Origin of the sequence: Alcaligenes sp. CHO6 (genome assembly GCF_037120595.1) — a bacterium.
GTDB classification, from domain to species: Bacteria; Pseudomonadota; Gammaproteobacteria; order Burkholderiales; family Burkholderiaceae_B; genus Alcaligenes; species Alcaligenes ammonioxydans.
The window spans coordinates 827,969-846,722 of the sequence record NZ_JBANCI010000001.1; the positions used below are offsets into that span (position 1 = coordinate 827,969).

21 protein-coding genes are annotated in these 18,754 nt (G+C 56.5%); 11 read left to right on the forward strand and 10 right to left on the reverse strand.

Annotated features, from left to right (window positions below):
• Positions 1-41: 41 nt before the first annotated feature.
• Complete coding sequence (locus tag V6936_RS03890) at positions 42-560, forward strand: GNAT family N-acetyltransferase (protein ID WP_336579448.1); 519 nt, start codon at positions 42-44, stop codon at positions 558-560.
• 45 nt (positions 561-605) lie between these two features.
• Here the strand turns inward: V6936_RS03890 and V6936_RS03895 are convergent, their stop codons facing one another.
• From V6936_RS03895 to V6936_RS03925, 7 genes are all read right to left on the reverse strand, one after another.
• The gene (locus tag V6936_RS03895; protein WP_165477514.1) at positions 606-1,862 is read right to left on the reverse strand and encodes a Zn-dependent hydrolase; all 1,257 of its coding nucleotides are present in this window, start codon (positions 1,860-1,862) and stop codon (positions 606-608) included.
• A gap of 2 nt (positions 1,863-1,864) precedes the next feature.
• Positions 1,865-2,857, reverse strand: a complete 993-nt coding sequence (gene cysK / locus V6936_RS03900) for a cysteine synthase A (protein ID WP_059317569.1) — start codon at positions 2,855-2,857, stop codon at positions 1,865-1,867.
• A gap of 14 nt (positions 2,858-2,871) precedes the next feature.
• Positions 2,872-3,780: a DMT family transporter gene (locus tag V6936_RS03905; protein WP_240208641.1), complete on the reverse strand. Its 909-nt coding sequence runs from the start codon at positions 3,778-3,780 to the stop codon at positions 2,872-2,874.
• Complete coding sequence (locus V6936_RS03910) at positions 3,773-4,522, reverse strand: YqcI/YcgG family protein (RefSeq protein WP_336579449.1); 750 nt, start codon at positions 4,520-4,522, stop codon at positions 3,773-3,775. The genes V6936_RS03905 and V6936_RS03910 overlap by 8 nt, the downstream gene beginning before the upstream one ends.
• Before the next feature lie 31 nt (positions 4,523-4,553).
• Positions 4,554-5,354 carry an arginase family protein gene (locus V6936_RS03915; protein ID WP_003799611.1) on the reverse strand — a complete coding sequence of 267 codons (801 nt, stop codon included), beginning with the start codon at positions 5,352-5,354 and terminating at the stop codon, positions 4,554-4,556.
• A gap of 341 nt (positions 5,355-5,695) precedes the next feature.
• Positions 5,696-6,457: an ABC transporter permease gene (locus V6936_RS03920; RefSeq protein ID WP_003799612.1), complete on the reverse strand. Its 762-nt coding sequence runs from the start codon at positions 6,455-6,457 to the stop codon at positions 5,696-5,698.
• On the reverse strand, positions 6,454-7,398 hold the full coding sequence (locus V6936_RS03925; RefSeq protein WP_003799613.1) for an ABC transporter ATP-binding protein: 945 nt from the start codon (positions 7,396-7,398) through the stop codon (positions 6,454-6,456). Before V6936_RS03925 ends, V6936_RS03920 begins: the two co-directional genes overlap by 4 nt.
• 61 nt (positions 7,399-7,459) lie before the next feature.
• Here V6936_RS03925 and tadA point away from each other — a divergent pair, with 61 nt between their 5' ends.
• The 6 genes from tadA to V6936_RS03955 all read left to right on the forward strand — a co-directional run bounded on the left by tadA (position 7,460) and on the right by V6936_RS03955 (position 12,310).
• Positions 7,460-8,008 (forward strand): tRNA adenosine(34) deaminase TadA, encoded by a 549-nt coding sequence (gene tadA, locus V6936_RS03930; protein ID WP_059317930.1) that lies wholly within the window; start codon positions 7,460-7,462, stop codon positions 8,006-8,008.
• Positions 8,009-8,048: 40 nt separating this feature from the next.
• The gene (locus V6936_RS03935; RefSeq protein WP_059317570.1) at positions 8,049-9,011 is read left to right on the forward strand and encodes an LD-carboxypeptidase; all 963 of its coding nucleotides are present in this window, start codon (positions 8,049-8,051) and stop codon (positions 9,009-9,011) included.
• A gap of 63 nt (positions 9,012-9,074) precedes the next feature.
• The gene (locus tag V6936_RS03940; protein ID WP_003799616.1) at positions 9,075-10,673 is read left to right on the forward strand and encodes an ABC-F family ATPase; all 1,599 of its coding nucleotides are present in this window, start codon (positions 9,075-9,077) and stop codon (positions 10,671-10,673) included.
• 8 nt (positions 10,674-10,681) lie between these two features.
• Entirely contained in the window at positions 10,682-11,278 is a 597-nt protein-coding gene (locus V6936_RS03945) for an IMPACT family protein (protein WP_003799618.1), read from the forward strand.
• Between the two features lie 201 nt (positions 11,279-11,479).
• Positions 11,480-12,022 carry a peroxiredoxin family protein gene (locus V6936_RS03950; protein WP_336579450.1) on the forward strand — a complete coding sequence of 181 codons (543 nt, stop codon included), beginning with the start codon at positions 11,480-11,482 and terminating at the stop codon, positions 12,020-12,022.
• 24 nt (positions 12,023-12,046) lie between these two features.
• Positions 12,047-12,310: a DUF2024 family protein gene (locus V6936_RS03955; protein WP_003799622.1), complete on the forward strand. Its 264-nt coding sequence runs from the start codon at positions 12,047-12,049 to the stop codon at positions 12,308-12,310.
• Positions 12,311-12,372: 62 nt separating this feature from the next.
• On the opposite strand, the gene trxA is transcribed toward V6936_RS03955, so the two are convergent.
• Together trxA and V6936_RS03965 are read right to left on the reverse strand one after the other, a co-directional pair.
• Positions 12,373-12,753, reverse strand: a complete 381-nt coding sequence (gene trxA / locus V6936_RS03960; protein ID WP_039943056.1) for a thioredoxin — start codon at positions 12,751-12,753, stop codon at positions 12,373-12,375.
• A gap of 120 nt (positions 12,754-12,873) precedes the next feature.
• The gene (locus tag V6936_RS03965) at positions 12,874-14,166 is read right to left on the reverse strand and encodes an NCS2 family permease (RefSeq protein ID WP_131070625.1); all 1,293 of its coding nucleotides are present in this window, start codon (positions 14,164-14,166) and stop codon (positions 12,874-12,876) included.
• A gap of 187 nt (positions 14,167-14,353) precedes the next feature.
• Between V6936_RS03965 and tsaD the strand changes: the two genes are divergently transcribed.
• Positions 14,354-15,412: a tRNA (adenosine(37)-N6)-threonylcarbamoyltransferase complex transferase subunit TsaD gene (gene tsaD / locus V6936_RS03970; RefSeq protein ID WP_039943057.1), complete on the forward strand. Its 1,059-nt coding sequence runs from the start codon at positions 14,354-14,356 to the stop codon at positions 15,410-15,412.
• Positions 15,413-15,415: 3 nt separating this feature from the next.
• On the opposite strand, the gene plsY is transcribed toward tsaD, so the two are convergent.
• The gene (gene plsY, locus V6936_RS03975; protein WP_003799629.1) at positions 15,416-16,057 is read right to left on the reverse strand and encodes a glycerol-3-phosphate 1-O-acyltransferase PlsY; all 642 of its coding nucleotides are present in this window, start codon (positions 16,055-16,057) and stop codon (positions 15,416-15,418) included.
• Between the two features lie 115 nt (positions 16,058-16,172).
• Between plsY and surE the strand changes: the two genes are divergently transcribed.
• The 3 genes from surE to V6936_RS03990 are packed head-to-tail and all read left to right on the forward strand — an operon-like array spanning position 16,173 to position 18,582.
• The gene (gene surE, locus V6936_RS03980; RefSeq protein ID WP_003799631.1) at positions 16,173-16,913 is read left to right on the forward strand and encodes a 5'/3'-nucleotidase SurE; all 741 of its coding nucleotides are present in this window, start codon (positions 16,173-16,175) and stop codon (positions 16,911-16,913) included.
• Positions 16,910-17,734, forward strand: a complete 825-nt coding sequence (locus tag V6936_RS03985) for a protein-L-isoaspartate(D-aspartate) O-methyltransferase (RefSeq protein WP_003799633.1) — start codon at positions 16,910-16,912, stop codon at positions 17,732-17,734. Before surE ends, V6936_RS03985 begins: the two co-directional genes overlap by 4 nt.
• Before the next feature lie 23 nt (positions 17,735-17,757).
• Positions 17,758-18,582, forward strand: a complete 825-nt coding sequence (locus V6936_RS03990) for a peptidoglycan DD-metalloendopeptidase family protein (RefSeq protein ID WP_003799634.1) — start codon at positions 17,758-17,760, stop codon at positions 18,580-18,582.
• Positions 18,583-18,754: the final 172 nt, after the last annotated feature.

The window sequence follows — 18,754 nt, forward strand, 5'->3', positions numbered from 1 at the left end:
GAAATGGCACGGTGGTGATGTTGGGCCGCCGTGTAGCTGTTATGACCTTACAGATTGAGTTAATGCGTTTGCACGACCTGGACCAGGTGCTGGACGTTCAGGCCGATGTGTATGACGCAGATATTCTGGAAGACCGCCACTTTTATCAGAACCGTCTGGATCTGTCCCCCGAGAGCTGTTGGGTAGCACGTGACCGGGACGGTCAATTGCAGGGGTATCTGGTGTCTTATCCCTGGGCAGGGCTGTTACCTCCCTCGCTGGGAGACACGCTTGAAGAGTTGCCTTCGCTGGCCGATCAATGGTTCATTCACGATTGTGCCGTGCGACGCCATGGACAGGGCCGTGGCATTGCAGGGGCGCTGCTGCGTACCGGCCGGCAGTATGCGCGGCAACGGGGGTTGCGTCGGGGTAGTTTGGTGTCGTTGGGGCCGTCGGTCGGCTATTGGCTCAAACGGGGGTATCAGCCTGTACAGGGCATGGAGCCCGCGGTCCTGGAAAACAAGCTTCGGCAATATGGGCAGCAAGCACGCTTTATGCATTGCTTGCTGCCTTTGGACTGAGCGGCCTGGAGGAGCCGGTCGGGCGGTGAAGCCCGTGGGGGCACCTTAGGTATTGGCCAGTTGCAGGGCGGTTTGCAGCAGGACATTGGCTCCCGCCTGCGCCCATTCCGGGGAAATCGCTTCCGATTCGTTATGGGAGACGCCGCCGACACAAGGACAAAAGATCATGGCGGTGGGCGCCACACGGGCAATCCAGGTGGCGTCGTGTCCGGCGCCCGACGTGATATCCATGTGTGGATAGTTCATGTCCTCAGCAGCCTGGCGAATGATTCCCGTCATGTCAGCATCAAATTCGACAGGATCGTAGTGGCCTATTTTTTCAATGGAGAAGGCCACGCCATGGGCATGACTGATCTCGCGGATTTTGTCCCTGACCAAAGTGCAGATCCGGTCGAATTTATGTTTGTCTGCCGCCCGTATATCGATGGTGAAGATGACTTTGGCGGGCAGAACGTTGCGGGAGTTGGGATAGACTTTGATCTGACCCACGGAGCCGGCTGCATTGGGCTGATGGGCCATGGCAATGTGGTCGACCGCATCGATAATGCGTGCCATCGCCAAACCGGCGTTAGCGCGCATGGTCATGGGAGTGGAGCCGGTGTGAGCTGAACGTCCCGTCAAGGTCACCTCCAGCCAGGATTGGCCCTGACAGTGCGTGACCACCCCCACCGTTTTGTGCTGAGCCTCCAGAATGGGGCCCTGCTCGATGTGGTATTCCAGATAGGCGTGCATCGTGCGTTTGCCCACAGGTTCTGACCCTAGCCAGCCCAGACGCGTCAGTTCCTGGCCAAGCGTGATGCCCGCCTGGTCTTTCAGGCCATGTGCATACTCCAAGGAATAGACCCCTGCAAAGACGGCTGAGGCGAGCATGGAGGGGGCGAAGCGGGAGCCTTCCTCGTTGGTCCAGTTGCTGATGACGATCGGGCGTTGAGTACGGATGCCATGATCATTAAGGGTGCGTACTACTTCCAGACCGCTTAATACGCCCAGGACGCCATCGTATTTCCCGCCCGTCGGTTGGGTATCCAGATGAGAACCAATATAGATGCCAGCTGCCTGCGGGTCGCTGCCGGGCCGACTCGCAAAGAGGGTACCCATTTGATCGACCGTAACGGACAGACCGGCCTGTTGACACCACTCTACGAATAGCTTGCGTCCTTTATCGTCTTCGTCGGTCAGGGCTTGTCGATTGCAGCCTCCAGCAATGCCTGGGCCGGTTTCGGCCATTTTTTCCAGTGAGTCCCACAGTCTGTCAATATTGATGCGGACTGTTTCGGTGTTGGCGCTCAAGGCGGTGCTCATGATCAGGCCTCGCTGTTTTCAAGGGTTTGCAGGGCCGATTCCCAGTATCGGATGCCAGGGTCGGTTTCCAGCTGACCCAGCTCATTGAACAGTTCGGTGCTGAGATAGCGCTCGCCGGTATCGGGAGCCATAGCCAGGATGACACTGCCAGGTGCCGCAGATTGAGCCAGTCGCATTGCTGTCGCAATGGTGGCGCCCGCCGAAATGCCCACCAGAATTCCTTCCTTGGCGGCCATGAGCCGGGCGGTTTCCAGAGCTTGTTGCCCAGTGATCGTTACCAGCGAATCGATGACATCGCGATCGAGCAAGCTGGGGACAAAATCCGGCGTCCAGCCCTGGATCTGATGGACTTCCCAGTGACCTTTAGCCAGGATCTGGGCGTTCTCGGGCTCGGCCACGACAATGTTGATGTCTGGTCGAGCCAGCTTCAGCATTTGCCCCACGCCGGTCAGCGTTCCGCTGGTTCCAAAACCCGTCACCAGATAGTCCAGTCGTTTGCCGGCGAAGTTACTGAGAATCTCGGAGGCGGTCGTCATGCGGTGATAACTGGGATTGGCTGGGTTTTCAAATTGCCGGGGCCGGAACCAGCCATTTTCTCGGGCCAGCTCATCCGCGATTTTATTGCCGCCGCTGCTGCCCAGATGCCCCGGAATCAGAATGACCTCGCCGCCCAGCGCCCGAATCAGTTTGCGGCGTTCCATTGAATAGTTATCCCCCATGACGGCGATGAACTTGTAGCAGCGTGCGGCGGCCACCATGGCAAGCGCGATCCCGACATTGCCCGAGGTGCATTCGATGATGGTGTCTCCGGGCTTGAGCTCACCCTTGGCCTCCGCGTCCAGGATGACCGACAGGGCCAGCCGGTCCTTCACCGACCCACCCGGGTTGAACGATTCGAGTTTGACGAAAAGCTCAACCCCTTCGGGGGCGGTGTTGTTGAGTTTGACGATGGGCGTGTTGCCGATCGTGTCCAGAATGGAATGATGGATTGTCATAGGGATGAGAGGGTTTATTGTGTTTCTTGACGGCTGAATAATTTGAAGGGGAACTTCAAATTCTGCGTGGAGGCATAGCTGCTCAGGAAAATCATGAAAATCCCGGCAATTTGGAAACCGTTCAGGCTTTGATCGTAGAACTGATAGTCAATGAAGATGGCGACGGCCGGGTAGATGAACGTCATGATGGCAATGGTGCTGGCCGGCAGTTTTTTATAGGACGAGTACATCAAGACATAGGTCAAGCAGGTGTGCACCAGGCCGAGCGTGACCAGACAGGCCCATTGAGTCGGGGTGATCGTTCCCACAGTCTGTAGTTCGGCAAAGGGGAAAAGCACGAAAATTCCTACCACCAGCTGTATCAGGGTGACGATAAACGGCGAAATCTGAGACAGGAACTTGACGAGGACGGCGGACAAGGCCCATAACACGGCAGCGGAAAGAGCCAGCAGTGTTCCCCATAGTTGGGCGAAGGACAGCGAGTCGTAGGTCTGGGCAAGATCGGCGACCAGCGCTACCCCTACAAACGCAATAAGCATCCAGAACAGTTTGGATTTTTCGGTCTTTTCCTTGAAGATGACCGACCAGATGATCAAAAAGAAAAAGGGCTGGGTGTGGTAGATCGTGGTGGAGGTCGAAATGGAGGCGACCTTGAAGGACTCGAACAGCAAAGCCCAGTTAAAGACCAGGAATATGCCGCTGGCAATAATGAGCATCAGGTTTCGGGCCGTAAGCTGGCTATCGCTGAATTTCTTGCTCGCCAGGCAGTAGATCAGCAGAAAAACCGAGCCCAGCAGGCATCGATAAAAGACGACGTTGTAGGCATTTTGACCCGATTCGATAACGAACAGGCCCACTGTGCCCATCATGATCATGGCGAGCAAGAGCTCTATCAGGCCTTTGTTTTTGTCATTGCTAGGCAAAATTTTCTCCCGTTTTTTTCTGTGTGAAAGGGCAGATGGCCGGACGCGGTACCTGCGGTTCTGAAAGTTGGTATTGTTTCCACTCCAGATTCTCGACGGTGCCGTAGGAACCGAGTTCCACCGGTCTGAAACCCTGGTTGTAGTCGGCGACGCGGTCCCTGATCCGTGTACGGGTGGCTTGGCCATCGGGTGTTTGCCCATTGGCAACCAGATCAAAGTTTCGGCGTGCATTGATCACGAATACAAGATGAGAGCCCAGGTTTCGGTTTTGCAGTTGAATGTGCTCCGGAGAGCTCATATTGATAAAGTATTCAATCCCGCAGAAACAAAAGCTCCAGCTGGCGTCATCGGGGTTGGGTGAGACGCTGTCCGGCCAAGGGGAGGGATCATGGCGATGCGCGTGATTGAGTGCTTCCCAACCATGGGCCAGCAGGCTGTGGCCATCGTGAAAATCCGGCGAGAAAACCACGAGCAAGGGATTGAACAGCCGCTCGCTTTCAGGGGTGGTGATGATGAACTCGGAATACGACTTCAGGCCCTGAATAAAATCCTCATACTCGTTGCCGGGTGATCCTTTATGACAGAACACCAGATAGAGGGACTGGATTTTCCATGCTTTCAGACTGAAGATGCAGGGGAAATCGGGATTTTGTATTTTTTGCTCGATTTCATTCCATGCTGTGTTTTCCCACGCCTGCATTGACGGCAGCTTCTCGTGCAGATCCTGCTGTGAAATCAACATTCTCTCCTCCCGGGGCGGTGTGACAGCAAGACTAGTTCAGTAAGTCAGTGACGAGGGTTTCAATATTGTTTAGCCACGGCTGGTTGTCGTCGTCCTGCGCGCTGAACTCGGCCAGCTCCAGACCTTTGACCTGATCAATCGGCAGGGCACGGAAAATGGCGCGCAATTGCTCCAGGGTGATTCCACCCTTGACTTTGTATTCGGCGGGCACGTTGCCGGGTTCTAGCACATCCCAATCCACGTGAATCCAGATTGGCGAGTCCCCAATCAGCGGAAGAATCGTCTCGGGCTTTACGTGGGCGGGTGGGATGACGCGAACGCGGTGCTGCTCCAGCAGGATCTGCTCGGCAGCGTCGATATCATGGGCGCCGACGATAATCACGTTCTCGGGAGGGATGGTGGCATCCAGCTCGGCGTCCCAGACTCCACAGACGGCGCTGACCACCATGCCACCCAGATATCCCGAATCGCTGCTGGTAGGGGTGTTGAAGTCGCCGTGGCCATCAAACCAAAGCAGCTTGATATCAGGATATTTTTTTACGACTTCAGGAATGGTGGCCAGGCTGGTGGGACAGGTGCTGGTGGTCAGGATGACCCGCTTGTTCTTGCTGAGCTCCTGGCTGAGGGCAGCGGCCATTTTTTCCAAGTGTGGACGGGCTTTATCCAGACTTTCGGGCCATTTGTCTTTTTCAGCCGGGCTGAGTTGACCGACTGTAATTTCTTTTTTGCCCAGTAAGGCCGCAAGATGCTGTGCTGTATAGCGGGAGCCTGCCAAGGTATTGTCGGTGCGGTCCGCAACACGGCCTTGCGAGCATAACAAGCTGATATCCATGAGGATCTATTCCGAAAAATCGTTGAAATGACTTTTCGATAGTATTTAGGCTTGTTATTACTGTCAATATTGTCCTGTGTCAAAAAAACAGGCCATATAAACACTTGATTTTTCTAGACTGATGGAAAAAATTTTAGCGTTATCAAGTGCGTTAATTATTGTTAATGAGCTAATAATTTACGGTGTTTTCTCAGGATTCGACTTTCTTAATACTTGCTTAGCCGATTTTTGAGTTTCTATATATTTTTTTTGTATTGCCAGCGCCCGAAAAGTAGGTTTTATCGTGCCTGCCAGGACAGGCAGGCACCGGATTTTTCCCGAGTAGCGTTGAGGCCGGTCTGTCAGGGGCGGAGTCGGTAGCCGGTCTTGAATATCCAGGCCGCTACGCCTAGAAAAAGGCTTAAAAACAGCAGTGTCATGCCCAGGCTGAGCCAGACATTGACGTCGGCCAGATCAAAAAAACTCCAGCGAAAACCGCTGATCAGGTACAGGACCGGGTTGAGCAAGGTCAGCTTTTGCCAAAATGGGGGCAGCATGTCGATGGCGTAGAAGGTGCCGCCCAAAAAGGTAAGGGGAGTCAGGATCAGCATGGGCACAAATTGCAGCTTTTCAAAGTTGTCGGCCCATATGCCGATAATAAAGCCCAGCAGGCTGAAGGTCAGGGCGGTGAGCACCAGAAAGGCCAGCATCCAGACCGGATGGGCAATCTCATAAGGGACGAAGAGCCGCGCGGTGATCAGGATGATGGCGGCCAGAAACAGCGATTTGGTGGCCGCAGCGCCGACAAAGGCTAGGGTAATCTCAAAATGGGAGATGGGGGCCGACAGGATCTCGTAAATATTGCGGGTAAAGCGCGGAAAGTAAATGCCGAAGGCTGCGTTCGAGACGCTGTGGGTCAGCACGGACAGCATGGTGAGCCCGGGCACGATAAATGCGCCATAAGAGATGCCGCCAATCTCATTGATGCGATGGCCAATGGCCGCACCAAACACCACAAAATACAAGGCAGTCGAGATCACGGGCGCCACAATGCTTTGCAGCAGGGTGCGACGGGTGCGTGACATTTCGTAGCGATAAATAGCCAGGATGGCGTACCAGTTCATGACTGTGCCCCTACAAACTCAACGTAAATATCTTCCAGACTGCGCTCCCGGGTGTGGATGTCGGTAATTCGCAAGCCGGCCTGTCCCACTGCCGCCAACAGGGCGCTCAAATCATGGTCCTGCTCGCGATTGGCCAAGGGGTATAACAAACTCATGCCATCAGCGGCCGCTTGCAGACCCAGGCCGGCCAAGGAGGCGGGCAGGGCGACCAACTGCTCAGCCAGATTCAGGAGCAGTGTTTTGCCGCCCAGGCGACGCATCAACTTGTCTTTGGTTTCCACCAATTGCAGCGAGCCTTTATTGATAAAACCGATACGGTCGGCCATCTCCTGTGCTTCTTCAATGTAATGCGTAGTCAAAATAATGGTGACGCCCTGGCTGCGCAGTCGTTTGACCAGGGCCCACATGCCTTGGCGCAAAGCCACATCCACGCCAGCGGTGGGTTCATCCAGAAAGAGGATTTCAGGTTCGTGCGAGAGCGCCTTGGCGATCAGGACGCGCCGTTTCATGCCGCCCGACAAGGTAATCAGGGGACTGTCTTTTTTGTCCCACAAGGACAAGTCTTTCAGAATCTGCTCAATCAGAGCCGGATCGGGCGCTTTGCCAAACAGGCCCCGGCTAAAGTTGACCGTGTTCCAGACCGTCTCGAACGAGTCCGCGCTAAGCTCTTGTGGCACCAAGCCAATTTTCTGGCGGGCGCGTTTGTAGTCGCTCACATTGTCGGCGCCATCGACCTGCACGGTGCCGCTGCTGCGATTGACCAATCCGCAGATAATGCTGATGAGGGTGGTTTTGCCCGCACCGTTGGCGCCGAGCAAGGCAAAAATCTCGCCTCGCCAGATATCCAGATCCAATGAGTGCAGGGCTTGATGCCCGTTTGCGTATTGTTTGCTCAGGCCTCGGACACGCAAAATAGCGTGAGAATCGGGAGTGTTGCGCATAGACAGTAAAATGCCCCTTTTGCTGGGCTGACAGGGTTTGAATAACGCAATGGATATGACGATGCCAACTAGCTTACCACCGCAAACGCAGAGTGAGGTTTTGAGTGATGCCCAGGCCATGGCTTTGGCCCTGGAGCAGGCGCGGCAGGCAGCGAGCCTGGGAGAGGTGCCGGTCGGTGCAGTCTTGCTGGATGCAGACGGCAGACTTTTGTCCGTGGGTGCCAATCGCACCGTCTGCGATCATGATCCCACCCAGCATGCCGAGATCGTGGCTCTGCGGGCGGCAACGCGTAAAGTGGGTAATTACCGCCTGCCCGGAGCGAGCTTGTTCGTGACCCTGGAACCTTGCATGATGTGCCTGGGCGCTTTGATGCATGCGCGCCTGTCACGGGTGGTGTGGGCGGCGGCTGATCCCAAGACCGGGGTGTGCGGCAGCGTGGAGTCCTTGCATTTGCATCCCACGCTTAATCATCACACCCGGGTGACAGGTGGGCTGATGGCCGACGAGGCCGCTCAGGCTTTGCGCGACTTCTTTCGCCAACGGCGCGAGCAAAAGAAGTTGCAAAAGCAGGGTCAGCAAGGCCAATCCTTGGTGGATGGCGCACCGTAGTCTGGCTAAAATAACAAACACTTTATTATCAAGGTTAATCATGAGCAGCCCCGAGCACGACCCTCACCATCATCACCACGAGCATGGCCAATGCCAGTGTGGGCAGCCGGACAGCTCGGGCATCTACCTGTTTTCGCCCTCTGGGCACCTCATGGAACCCCAACGGCTGGAGCTGGCCAGTCAACGACTGAAGCAACAGGGTTTTGCCGTGGATATCGACCCCGATGCCCTGGCCGTCCACGAACGCTTTGCCGGCACGGACGCTCAGCGTCTGGCCGCCGTGCAGCGCTCCTTGCAGCAGCCTCAGCCCATTGTGATGGCCACGCGAGGTGGCTACGGCCTGAGCCGCATATTGGGTCAGATCGATTGGCGTGCGGTGGCTGATAGTGGCAAGCGTTTTGTGGGCATGTCGGATTTCACGGCCTTCAATTTAGCGCTGCTTGCCCAGACCGGCGCCATCAGCTACACCGGGCCTACTGCGATTGCGGATTTTGGCGGAGAGGAAACGGATGAACTGACCACCGAGCTCTTTGGTGAGTTGATGCGTGGCGAGTTGGAGTTGTTCAGTTTTGAGTCCGAGGATTCGGATGCGGTCGACGGTCACGGTGTGCTGTGGGGCGGCAATCTGGCCCTGGTTTGCTCCTTGCTGGGCACCCCGTATTTCCCGCAGGTGGATGGCGGAATCCTGTTTCTCGAAGATGTGGGCGAAGCTCCGTACCGGGTCGAGCGCATGTTGACACAGCTTTGGCATGCCGGCGTGCTGAACCGTCAAATGGCGGTGGTGTTGGGTCGTTTCACTGCCTACAAGACAGGAGCTTCGGATAACGGCTTCGAGATGGAGTCGGTGGTGCGCTGGTTGCGTGAAACCGTCAAGGTTCCGGTCGTAACGGGACTACCTTATGGCCATGTGGAGGTCAAGGTTAGTCTGCCTATTGGGCAGGAAGTGGGTCTGGCCACCGAGGATGGCATGGCTTATCTGGTCCTGGATGAGCACGAGCACTAACGGATTTCGCGCCTGCTTGATACACTACTGGGTTGAACTCAACCTTTTTCAAAGTACGTTTACGTGATCTCCACCGCTAATTTAACGATCCAGTTTGGTGCCAAGCCTTTATTTGAAAACGTCAGTGTCAAACTGGGCGGAGGCAACCGCTACGGCCTGATTGGTGCCAATGGATCGGGCAAGTCTACCTTCATGAAAATCATTGGCGGCGACCTGGAGCCAAGTGGGGGTAATGTATCGCTGGACCCCGGCGTGCGTCTGGGTAAGTTGCGTCAGGACCAGTTTGCCTACGAAGACCAGCGGGTGCTGGATGTCGTCATGATGGGCCACACCGAAATGTGGAACACCATGCAAGAGCGTGATGCCATCTACGACAATCCGGAAGCCACTGAAGAAGACTATATGAAGGCCGCCGAGCTGGAGGCCCGTTTTGCCGAGTACGACGGCTATACCGCCGAGAGCCGGGCCGGTGAATTGCTGATGGGCCTGGAAATTCCGGTCGAACAGCATCAACTGCCCATGAGCGAAATTGCGCCGGGCTGGAAACTGCGCGTGCTGCTGGCTCAGGCCCTGTTCTCCAATCCCGATATCCTGCTGCTGGACGAACCGACCAACAACCTGGATATCAACACCATCCGCTGGCTGGAAGATGTGCTTAACGGCTATCAGAGCACCATGATTATCATTAGCCACGATCGTCACTTCCTGAACCAGGTCTGCACCCACATGGCCGACCTGGACTACGGCGAGCTGCGTGTCTATCCCGGCAACTACGACGATTACATGCTGGCTTCGGTGCAGTCGCGCGAGCGTGTGCTGGCAGCCAATTCCAAGGCCAAGGAACGCATAGGGGAACTGCAGGACTTTGTGCGTCGTTTTGCGGCCAACAAGTCCAAATCCCGCCAGGCTACCTCGCGTCTGAAGCAGATTGGTCGTCTCAAGGCGGACACGATCGAGGTCAAGCCCTCATCGCGCCAAAACCCGTTTATTCGTTTTGAGCAGAAAAAAGTCTTGCACCGCCTGGCGGTGACGGTCGAGGGTTTGAGCAAATCCTATGACCATCCCGTCATCAAGAATTTTTCTGCCATGATTGAAGCGGGCGAGAAAATCGCGATTGTGGGTGCGAACGGCGTGGGTAAGACGACCCTGTTGCGCTTGTTGGCCGGCGATCTGGCCCCCGACAGTGGTTCGGTGGTCTGGTCCGAAAATGCCGATATCGGTTATATGGCGCAGGACGTCTCGGATGAGTTCGATACGGACGACAATGTATTTGACTGGATCAGTCAGTTCCGTCAGGCCGGCGACGATGATCAGTCTTTGCGCTCCGTACTGGGCCGCATGCTATTTTCAGCCGACGACATCATCAAGCCTGTGAAAGTACTGTCCGGTGGCGAGAAAAACCGCATGACCTTCTCCCGCCTGATGTTGGGCCGTCACAATGTCATGTTGCTGGATGAACCGACTAACCACCTGGACATGGAATCGATCGAATCCTTGCAGATGGCCCTGGAAAAGTTTGAAGGCACCCTGATTTTCGTGTCCCATGACCGTGAGTTCGTCTCCGGTGTGGCAACCCGCATTATCGAAGTGATGCCCGAAGGCCGTCTGGTGGATTACCGCGGCGGCTATGAAGACTACCTGGCCAGTCGCGAACAGGACTGAGGGTAGGGGTGGCGGTCTTTACCCTGCGTGAGCCCACCAGCTTCGAACAGGACATCAAAAAAAGCCGTTTTCTGGCTTTGGCTGCGCCTGTCGACAGTGCCAGCCAGGCCTTGGCCTTCTTTCAGGCCAGGGGTGTGCCCGATGCCACGCATAATTGCTGGGCCTACAAGATCGGGTCTGAATACCGCTTTAACGATGATGGCGAACCCGGCGGCACAGCCGGGCGTCCCATTTTGCAAGCGATAGAAGGCCAGGATTGCGACCGCGTCGCGGTGCTGGTCATTCGCTGGTTTGGGGGCGTCAAGCTGGGCACGGGTGGCCTGGTGCGTGCCTATGGCGGCGTCGCCGCTCAATGTTTGCGTCTTGCTGACAAGCAGGAACTGATTCCCATGGCCGCCTTGCGCTGCCGCTGTTCATTTGCCGATCTGGCCCTGGTGCAATCCCGTTTCGACAGTTTTGGCGTTCAGGTTCAGGACGAGCAGTTCGATGCAGAAGGCGTGCGCTGGCTATTGAATCTGCCGCTCGGGCATCAAGCAGACTTTCAGCAAGCCTTTATCAATATGACGCGCGGCCAAGGTGAATGCGAGCCTGTCGAACAGGCATAAATGATCGCTTTACGGCAGACTGGCTCTGGTCTGTTGTCGCTAGAGCGTCTGCTGCGGTTTTCTGGACGAAAAGGTATCTTTTCCAGACGATTGTCTCTCTGTGCCGTCCAGTCTGTGGCCATACTACCTCTCTGTGATTCCTTTTACGTCCTTATCCGGCCAGTGGGTTCGATTGGGTCCAGTCTGCATTGGGGGTACGTCATGACTTATGAAATCCATGCCAGCCAGTGGCTTAACACCTCGGCACCTTTAAGCCTGGCGTCCTTGCGGGGCCGGGTAGTGGTCGTCACCGCCTTTCAGCTGCTTTGCCCTGGTTGCGTCATCAACAGCCTGCCACAAGCCAGAAAACTTGATACTCTGTTTTCGCGTGATGATCTGCGCATCATCGGTTTGCATAGCGTGTTCGAGCACCACGATGTGATGGGGCCTGCCGCTTTGCAGGCTTTTGTTCACGAGTACCGTTTGAATTTTCCCATCGCCATTGACCAGCCCTCAGACACCGGCCCCTTGCCGCGTACCATGAAGGCATGGGGTTTGGGGGGGACGCCCTCAACGATCATCTTTGATCGAGACGGCAAGCTGGCGTTGAAAGAGCTGGGGCATCTGGATGATTTACGTCTGGGGGCCTTTGTCGGTCAGCTGATTGCCCGAAATACTCATGTGCAGGATAAGAAAGGGGAGGAGGCACAAGCGGTCGCGGACAAGAATGGTTCTGCATCTTGCGGGCCGACGTGTACCTACTGAGTTTTTTGCTGAAAAGGGTTTGTCATGAAGATTGCGGTGTTTGATACCTATGTGGTGCGCCCTGATGGGCGTCGCATGCACTTTGATATTTTGGTCAGTGACGACGCCAAGGATATGGACAAGGTGTTAAGTTATGGCCAGCGTTATCTGGCGGCCAAAGGGGTGAATGTGGAGACTTTCACCTCGCGTGAATGCCGTTTTTGCCATACGGAAATCGCTTCGGCGCCGGTAGAGAACGAAATCAAACGGCGGGGCTTTGCCATCATTGAGCTGGAGAACTGCGAGTAGGCTTGCTGCAGACAAAAAAACGCCAGACTGCATGTCTGGCGTTTTTCTTGTTGGGAAGCCGATCAGGCTTGATCAGGCTCCTGGTTTTGCTGGGCGGCAATTTCAGCGTGGACCTTTTCCATGTCCACCGCCTTGACTTGTTCGACCAGGTCGTCCAGCTGGGCCGCCGATAGGGCGCCGGCCTGCGAGAACAGCAGAACGCGCTCGCGAAACACCATCAAGGTGGGAATGGAGCGGATACGCAGGCCCGCGGCCAGCTCCTGCTCTTCCTCGGTGTTGACTTTGGCAAACGTGACATCCGGGTGCTTGGCCGCTGCCGCGTCAAAGACGGGGGCAAATTGGCGGCATGGACCGCACCAGGGCGCCCAGAAGTCGATAATCAGTGGCTTGCCGTCTTCCACGGCGGCCTGGAATGTTTCTTCGTTCAGTTCGACGATGCTCATGGGGGAGCCTCCGCAATAAAAAAGCGGCTGATGGTGTTCAGCCGCTTCGTTAAACATGCAATCAGTGTACTCGTTTTCCAGACAGCCCTAAAGCGCCAGACGAATTTGCTGTAAGGTTTTTCATTCCGTAGCGATTGCGTACTTGATCACAAACAAAATGGCAACAATCAGCGTGGCCAGGTGAATACTGCGCCACCGGCCCGTGCTCAGCTTCAGGATCACATAGCTGATAAAGCCAAAGGCCAGACCATTGGCAATGGAGTAGGTGAACGGCATGGTCAAGGCGGCCAGCGCAGCAGGCACAGCCTCGGTCATGTCATCCCATTTCACTTCGGTAATTTCGCGCATCATCAAGCACGCTACGTACAGCAAGGCGGGGGCGGTGGCGTAACCGGGAACGGTCGCGGCCAGCGGCGAGAAGAACAGCGCCAGCAGGAACAGTACGCCAATGGTCAAGGCCGTCAGGCCCGTGCGGCCGCCGGCCTGCACGCCTGAGGCGCTCTCGACATACGCGGTGGTGCTGCTGGTGCCGAGCATGGAGCCGGCCACAATGGCGGTACTGTCAGCGAGCAGGGCGCGGCCCAGACGGTTGGGTTTGCCTTCTTCGATCAGACGGGCACGTTTGGCAACCCCGATCATGGTGCCGGTAGCGTCAAATACCTCAACCAGAACCAGCACCAGAATCACGTGAACAAAACCCGTGTGCAGGGCGCCCATGATGTCCAACTGCATGAAGGTGGGCATGAGCGACGGAGGCGCGGAGACCACGCCGCCAAACTCGCTATGACCAGTCAGCATGGACAGAATGGTCACAGCCAGAATACCGATCAGGATCGCACCGCGTACCTTCAGTGCATCCAGGGCAGCAATGATAAAGAAGCCCAGAATCGCGTACAGGGCCGCGGGCTGGGTCAGATCACCCAGACCAATCTTGGTCGCGGGGTGGGCGACGACGATGCCCGAGTTCATCAGGGCGATCAGGCCCAGGAACATGCCGATACCGGCGGCAATCGCGCTTTGCAGGGATTTCGGGATGCCCCGGATCAGCCATGACCGGATGCCAGTCACCGTCAGGATCAGGAAGATGACACCCGAGATAAACACGGCGCCCAGTGCCTGTTGCCAGCTATAGCCCAGGGTTGCGACCACAGTGAACGCAAAAAAGGCGTTCAGGCCCATGCCCGGTGCCATGCCGATGGGCCAGTTCGCGACAAAGGCCATAATGAAGGTGCCCAGAGCGGCGGCTAGGCAGGTCGCTACAAAGATGGCATTGCGATCCATCCCGGTGGACGACAGGATGTCTGGGTTCACAAAAATGATGTAGGACATGGTCAGGAAGGTAGTAATACCTGCCAGGACCTCGGTGCGAACGTTGGTGCCGTGCTCAGCGAGTTTGAAGAGACGTTCAAACATGGGCAGCCTCCTTGTGATTATTAGGCGATCGGAGCGTGAGTGTATCGATGCGGGATTTTAACCACGAGTGTGCCACTGCGTCCCCCCCTTTTATGCGATGTATCGGCACAACCCCGATACTATCGGCTGGTTTCAATGAAGGGATAAATTCCTGTTTTCCCCAATACAGCAGGCTAAAATAAGTGCCATGAATATTCTTGGATTTGAAAGTTCCTGCGATGAAACCGGCGTGGCGCTGGTCAGTACGGAACAGGGCCTGTTGGCCCATGCCTTGCACAGCCAGATTGCCATGCATCGTGAATACGGTGGTGTGGTGCCTGAGCTGGCCTCTCGCGATCATATCCGCCGCGTCCTGCCCTTGACTCGTCAGGTCCTGGCCTCCTGTCAGATGCAACTCGATCAGGTCGATGCCATTGCCTACACCGCCGGTCCCGGGCTGGCGGGCGCCTTGTTGGTCGGGGCCAGCGTGGCGCAGTCGATTGCCTGGTCACTGAAAAAACCCACCATTGCCATCCATCACCTGGAAGGCCATTTGCTCTCGCCGCTTCTGGCAGAACCGCGACCGGAATTTCCGTTCGTGGCCTTGCTGGTGTCGGGCGGGCATACGCAACTGATGCGCGTCGACGGGGTGGGGCAGTATGAGCTGCTGGGCGAAACGCTGGACGACGCGGCTGGTGAAGCCTTTGATAAAAGCGCCAAGCTGATGGGTTTGGGCTATCCCGGTGGGCCAGCCTTGTCGCGCCTGGCCGAGCAAGGCGATGCCACGGTGTACGAGCTGCCGCGGCCCATGTTGCACAGCAAAGATCTGGACTTCAGCTTTAGTGGCCTGAAAACTGCCGTGCTGACTCGTTTGCGCAAGCTGGAGGCGCAGGAGGGAGGGGTAACGCAACAGCAACGTGCAGATCTGGCTGCCGGCACCGAAGCGGCCATCGTGGATGTATTGGCGGCCAAGGCGATCAAGGCCTTGAAGCAAACTGGTCTGAAGCGCTTGGTGGTGGCCGGAGGGGTGGGCGCCAACCGTCATTTGCGCGGCTATTTGCAAAAGGCCGTGGCGCGTCTGAAGGGCGAGGTATTTTTTCCGCCCTTGGAGTTTTGTACCGATAACGGGGCCATGATTGCTTTTGCGGCGGCGATGCGGGTCAAGCATGGCCTGGCCCGCCTGGACGATAGTCAGCATGGCTTTGCCATCCGACCTCGCTGGGATCTGGCCTGCGTCAATCAGTCCGTGTCCCAGCTGAAGCCCTGAAGATTACTTCTTTTTGGCGCCGATCTTGCTTTCTTTGCCGGTCATCAGGCGACGGATGTTTTCCTGGTGACGCCACAGTAAAAAGGCACTGATCAGGACCAGAGCGGTGGCAATGGAAGTATTCATGGGCCAGACGACCTTGGCGCCGAGCAGGTAATACAAAGGGGCGAAGATCGCGCTGACCAGGGCGGCCAGCGAAGAGTAGCGGCTGACATAGGCGATGATCAGCCAGGTGAGGGCGGTGGCCAGCGCCAGCCAGGGCAGCAGCGCTAAAATGACCCCCAGTGCGGTGGCCACACCTTTGCCGCCTTTGAATCCCAGAAAGACCGGGTACAGGTGACCTAGAAAGGCACAAAAGGCACTGATTCCCAGCAAGGCAGGCGCCCAGCCCCAATTGCTGATGGCTTGTTGGGTCAGAAAGACAGCCAGCCAGCCCTTGAACGCGTCGCCCAGCAAGGTCAGAATGGCTGCTTTTTTATTGCCGCTACGTAGTACATTAGTGGCTCCCGGATTTTTCGAACCAAAGGTGCGCGGGTCCTGCAAGCCCATGATCTTGCTCACGATGACGGCAAACGGCAAGGAGCCGAGCAAATAGGACAAGAGAGCGACCAGCGGGGCGGCCACGGCAAAAGAAACGGCGTTCATGAGGATCGAGCTCCACAATTATTGTTGCGCGGATTCTACCGGCCTTGCAGCAAAATACCAAAGGCAGCGGGTACAATTTGTTGCCCCTGTTAGATTTTTAACGGAAAAGTAAAGCATGCGTATTCTGGTCTCCAATGATGATGGCTACACGGCAGCCGGTATCGAGGCTTTGTATGAAGCTTTGCAAGGACTGGGCGAGCTCACTGTCATTGCACCCGAGACCAATTGCAGCGGTGCCAGCAATTCCCTGACGTTGAATCGTCCCTTGTCGCTGCGCCAGGCCAACAATGGTTTTTATTTTGTCAATGGTACACCGTCCGATTGTGTCCACGTGGCCCTGACCGGCTTGCTGGATTTTCGTCCTGATCTGATTGTGTCCGGCATCAATAATGGCGCCAATATGGGTGATGACACCTTGTATTCGGGTACGGTTGCCGCAGCGATGGAAGGCCATCTGTTCGGTATTCCCGCCATCGCTTTTTCCCTGATCGAGCGCGGCTGGAAGAATCTGGACAGTGCTGCCCGCGTGGCGCGCGATTTGGTCGAGCGCTGCCAGCAGCGTCCTTTGGCGGCCAATACCTTGCTGAACGTGAATATTCCGTGTCTGCCTTATGAGGCGCTCAAGGGCATGCAGGTGACCCGTCTTGGCAAGCGGCATCCCTCGGAGCCGGTAGTCAAGAGTCAGACGCCCTATGGAGAGCCGGTCTATTGGATTGGTCGCGTTGGCGGGGTATCCGATAGTGAGCAGGGAACAGATTTTGGTGCTGTCGAGCAAGGGGCCGTTTCTATTACTCCCTTGCGTGCCGACTTGACTCATCACGAGCAGCTGGCGGGTTTGCGGGACTGGGTGCAATGACAAGTAAGCCAGGCAAGCGCTATCCTTTTGCGGACGGAACACGCAACCGGTTTGGAAAATCCAGCCTGGGCAGTGGTCTGTCGGCCACCAACAGCAATACCCGTATTGTGCAGCGCGGTCAGTTACAACCCGCACCGACGGTGGTGTTGTCTGCACAAGTGTCAACAAGTGTCAATCTGGGTTTGAACTCGGAACGCTCGCGTGGCATGATGATCGAGCGCTTGCGCCGACAGGGTATCACTGATGAACGGGTGCTGGCCGCCATGCAGGCGGTGCCGCGCCATCAGTTTGTCGATCAGGGTCTGGCCAGTCGGGCCTACGAAGATGACGCCCTGCCTATCGGCTTTGCGCAGACCATCTCTCAGCCGTGGGTCGTGGCCCACATGATCAGCCTGGTATGCGACCATAAAATACCGAGTAAAGTGCTGGAAGTGGGGGCCGGGTGTGGTTATCAGGCCGCTGTTTTGGCACAATTAGTAAAAGAAGTGTATGCCGTAGAACGCATCAAAGGCCTGTGCGATCTGGCGCGTGACCACATGCGCCAACTGGGCCTGTCGCAACGGGCACGCATAATGTTTGGTGACGGAATGCAAGGTTACCCGGCGGCGGCGCCATATGATGCTATTGTTGTGGCGGCAGCCGGCCCGGTCATTCCGAGAAGCCTGCTGGAACAATTAACAGTGGGGGGGCGACTGATCGCTCCCGAAGGTACGACACAACAGCGCCTGGTTTTGGTGGAACGCACCGGACAGGCTGCTTGGCGTCGTGAAGAACTTGATGCGGTTCGCTTCGTGCCGATGCGAGCCGGAACCCAGATTTAGTCAGATATTCTCAGGAGATTTATATGCAGCATGCAGTCAGGTTACCGTTAACCGCTGCTTCCACCGGTACACAGTGGTTCTTGACGCCCCGTCAGTGCCTGGTGGCGGCTGTGGTCACCAGTACCCTGCTGGCTGGTTGTGCAAGCCGTACCGAGCGCGCCCCAGTCACTGACCTGAGTTCTTCTTCAGCAGCGGGCAGTGTCAGCACGGCTTCGGGTACGTACGTCGTACGCCCCGGCGATACGCTCTACAAGATTGCACAAGCGCACGGCATGGACGTGAACTCGCTGATACAGTTGAACCAGATTACCGATCCATCCATGCTGCGTGTGGGCCAAACCCTGCGTCTGGATGGAAGTACGTCGATGGCGGCGACCACTACACGTCCTGCCAGCAGCGGCAGCACCCAGACCTCGCCGGTCAGTCCTGCCACCCCTGTCAAGACGGAAACGCCGGTGTCGGCCCCTCGCGCCAGTGATGCGGCGCTCATTGCCTGGGGCTGGCCAGCCAGTGGCAAGATTATCCAGGGTTTCAATGCCTCCACCAAAGGGATTGATATTGAAGGCAAGGTGGGGGACCCGGTTGTAGCGGCGGCTGACGGCAAGATCATGTATGCCGGTAACGGCGTGCGTGGCCTGGGTTCCATGGTCCTGGTCGGCCACAGCAATGGCTTTATTACCGCCTACGCGCATAACAGCGTCCTGCATGTAAAAACAGGTCAGCAAGTGAAGAAGGGTCAGCGTATTGCCGATCTGGGCCAGTCGGACACGACCTCGCCTCGTCTGCACTTTGAGATTCGACGCTCCGGTACGCCGGTTAACCCGATGTCTTATCTGCCTGCGCGATAAACTCGGTAGTGTGTCTGAAAAAAGCGGCTTCTGGCCGCTTTTTTTTGTCTGACGTGTTTGGAGTGGAGCGCCGGGCCTGAATGATCCCAAGACGGATCTTGAGGGGGAAGCCAACAGCCTTCTTTGGTATCTATGTGCCGCATAGGTAGTGACCTTGCGGAACCGCCATGGT

What these genes read in the sequence shown, in the direction of transcription:
- V6936_RS03950 (WP_336579450.1), top strand. Translation starts at nt 11,480, where the DNA reads ATGACTTATGAAATCCATGCCAGCCAGTGGCTTAACACCTCGGCACCT.
- V6936_RS03915 (WP_003799611.1), bottom strand. Translation starts at nt 5,354, where the DNA reads ATGGATATCAGCTTGTTATGCTCGCAAGGCCGTGTTGCGGACCGCACC.
- V6936_RS03890 (WP_336579448.1), top strand. Translation starts at nt 42, where the DNA reads ATGACCTTACAGATTGAGTTAATGCGTTTGCACGACCTGGACCAGGTG.
- tsaD (WP_039943057.1), top strand. Translation starts at nt 14,354, where the DNA reads ATGAATATTCTTGGATTTGAAAGTTCCTGCGATGAAACCGGCGTGGCG.
- V6936_RS03925 (WP_003799613.1), bottom strand. Translation starts at nt 7,398, where the DNA reads ATGCGCAACACTCCCGATTCTCACGCTATTTTGCGTGTCCGAGGCCTG.
- plsY (WP_003799629.1), bottom strand. Translation starts at nt 16,057, where the DNA reads ATGAACGCCGTTTCTTTTGCCGTGGCCGCCCCGCTGGTCGCTCTCTTG.
- V6936_RS03920 (WP_003799612.1), bottom strand. Translation starts at nt 6,457, where the DNA reads ATGAACTGGTACGCCATCCTGGCTATTTATCGCTACGAAATGTCACGC.
- V6936_RS03955 (WP_003799622.1), top strand. Translation starts at nt 12,047, where the DNA reads ATGAAGATTGCGGTGTTTGATACCTATGTGGTGCGCCCTGATGGGCGT.
- surE (WP_003799631.1), top strand. Translation starts at nt 16,173, where the DNA reads ATGCGTATTCTGGTCTCCAATGATGATGGCTACACGGCAGCCGGTATC.
- trxA (WP_039943056.1), bottom strand. Translation starts at nt 12,753, where the DNA reads ATGAGCATCGTCGAACTGAACGAAGAAACATTCCAGGCCGCCGTGGAA.
- V6936_RS03965 (WP_131070625.1), bottom strand. Translation starts at nt 14,166, where the DNA reads ATGTTTGAACGTCTCTTCAAACTCGCTGAGCACGGCACCAACGTTCGC.
- V6936_RS03910 (WP_336579449.1), bottom strand. Translation starts at nt 4,522, where the DNA reads ATGTTGATTTCACAGCAGGATCTGCACGAGAAGCTGCCGTCAATGCAG.
- V6936_RS03990 (WP_003799634.1), top strand. Translation starts at nt 17,758, where the DNA reads ATGCAGCATGCAGTCAGGTTACCGTTAACCGCTGCTTCCACCGGTACA.
- V6936_RS03895 (WP_165477514.1), bottom strand. Translation starts at nt 1,862, where the DNA reads ATGAGCACCGCCTTGAGCGCCAACACCGAAACAGTCCGCATCAATATT.
- V6936_RS03935 (WP_059317570.1), top strand. Translation starts at nt 8,049, where the DNA reads ATGAGCAGCCCCGAGCACGACCCTCACCATCATCACCACGAGCATGGC.
- V6936_RS03985 (WP_003799633.1), top strand. Translation starts at nt 16,910, where the DNA reads ATGACAAGTAAGCCAGGCAAGCGCTATCCTTTTGCGGACGGAACACGC.
- tadA (WP_059317930.1), top strand. Translation starts at nt 7,460, where the DNA reads ATGCCAACTAGCTTACCACCGCAAACGCAGAGTGAGGTTTTGAGTGAT.
- cysK (WP_059317569.1), bottom strand. Translation starts at nt 2,857, where the DNA reads ATGACAATCCATCATTCCATTCTGGACACGATCGGCAACACGCCCATC.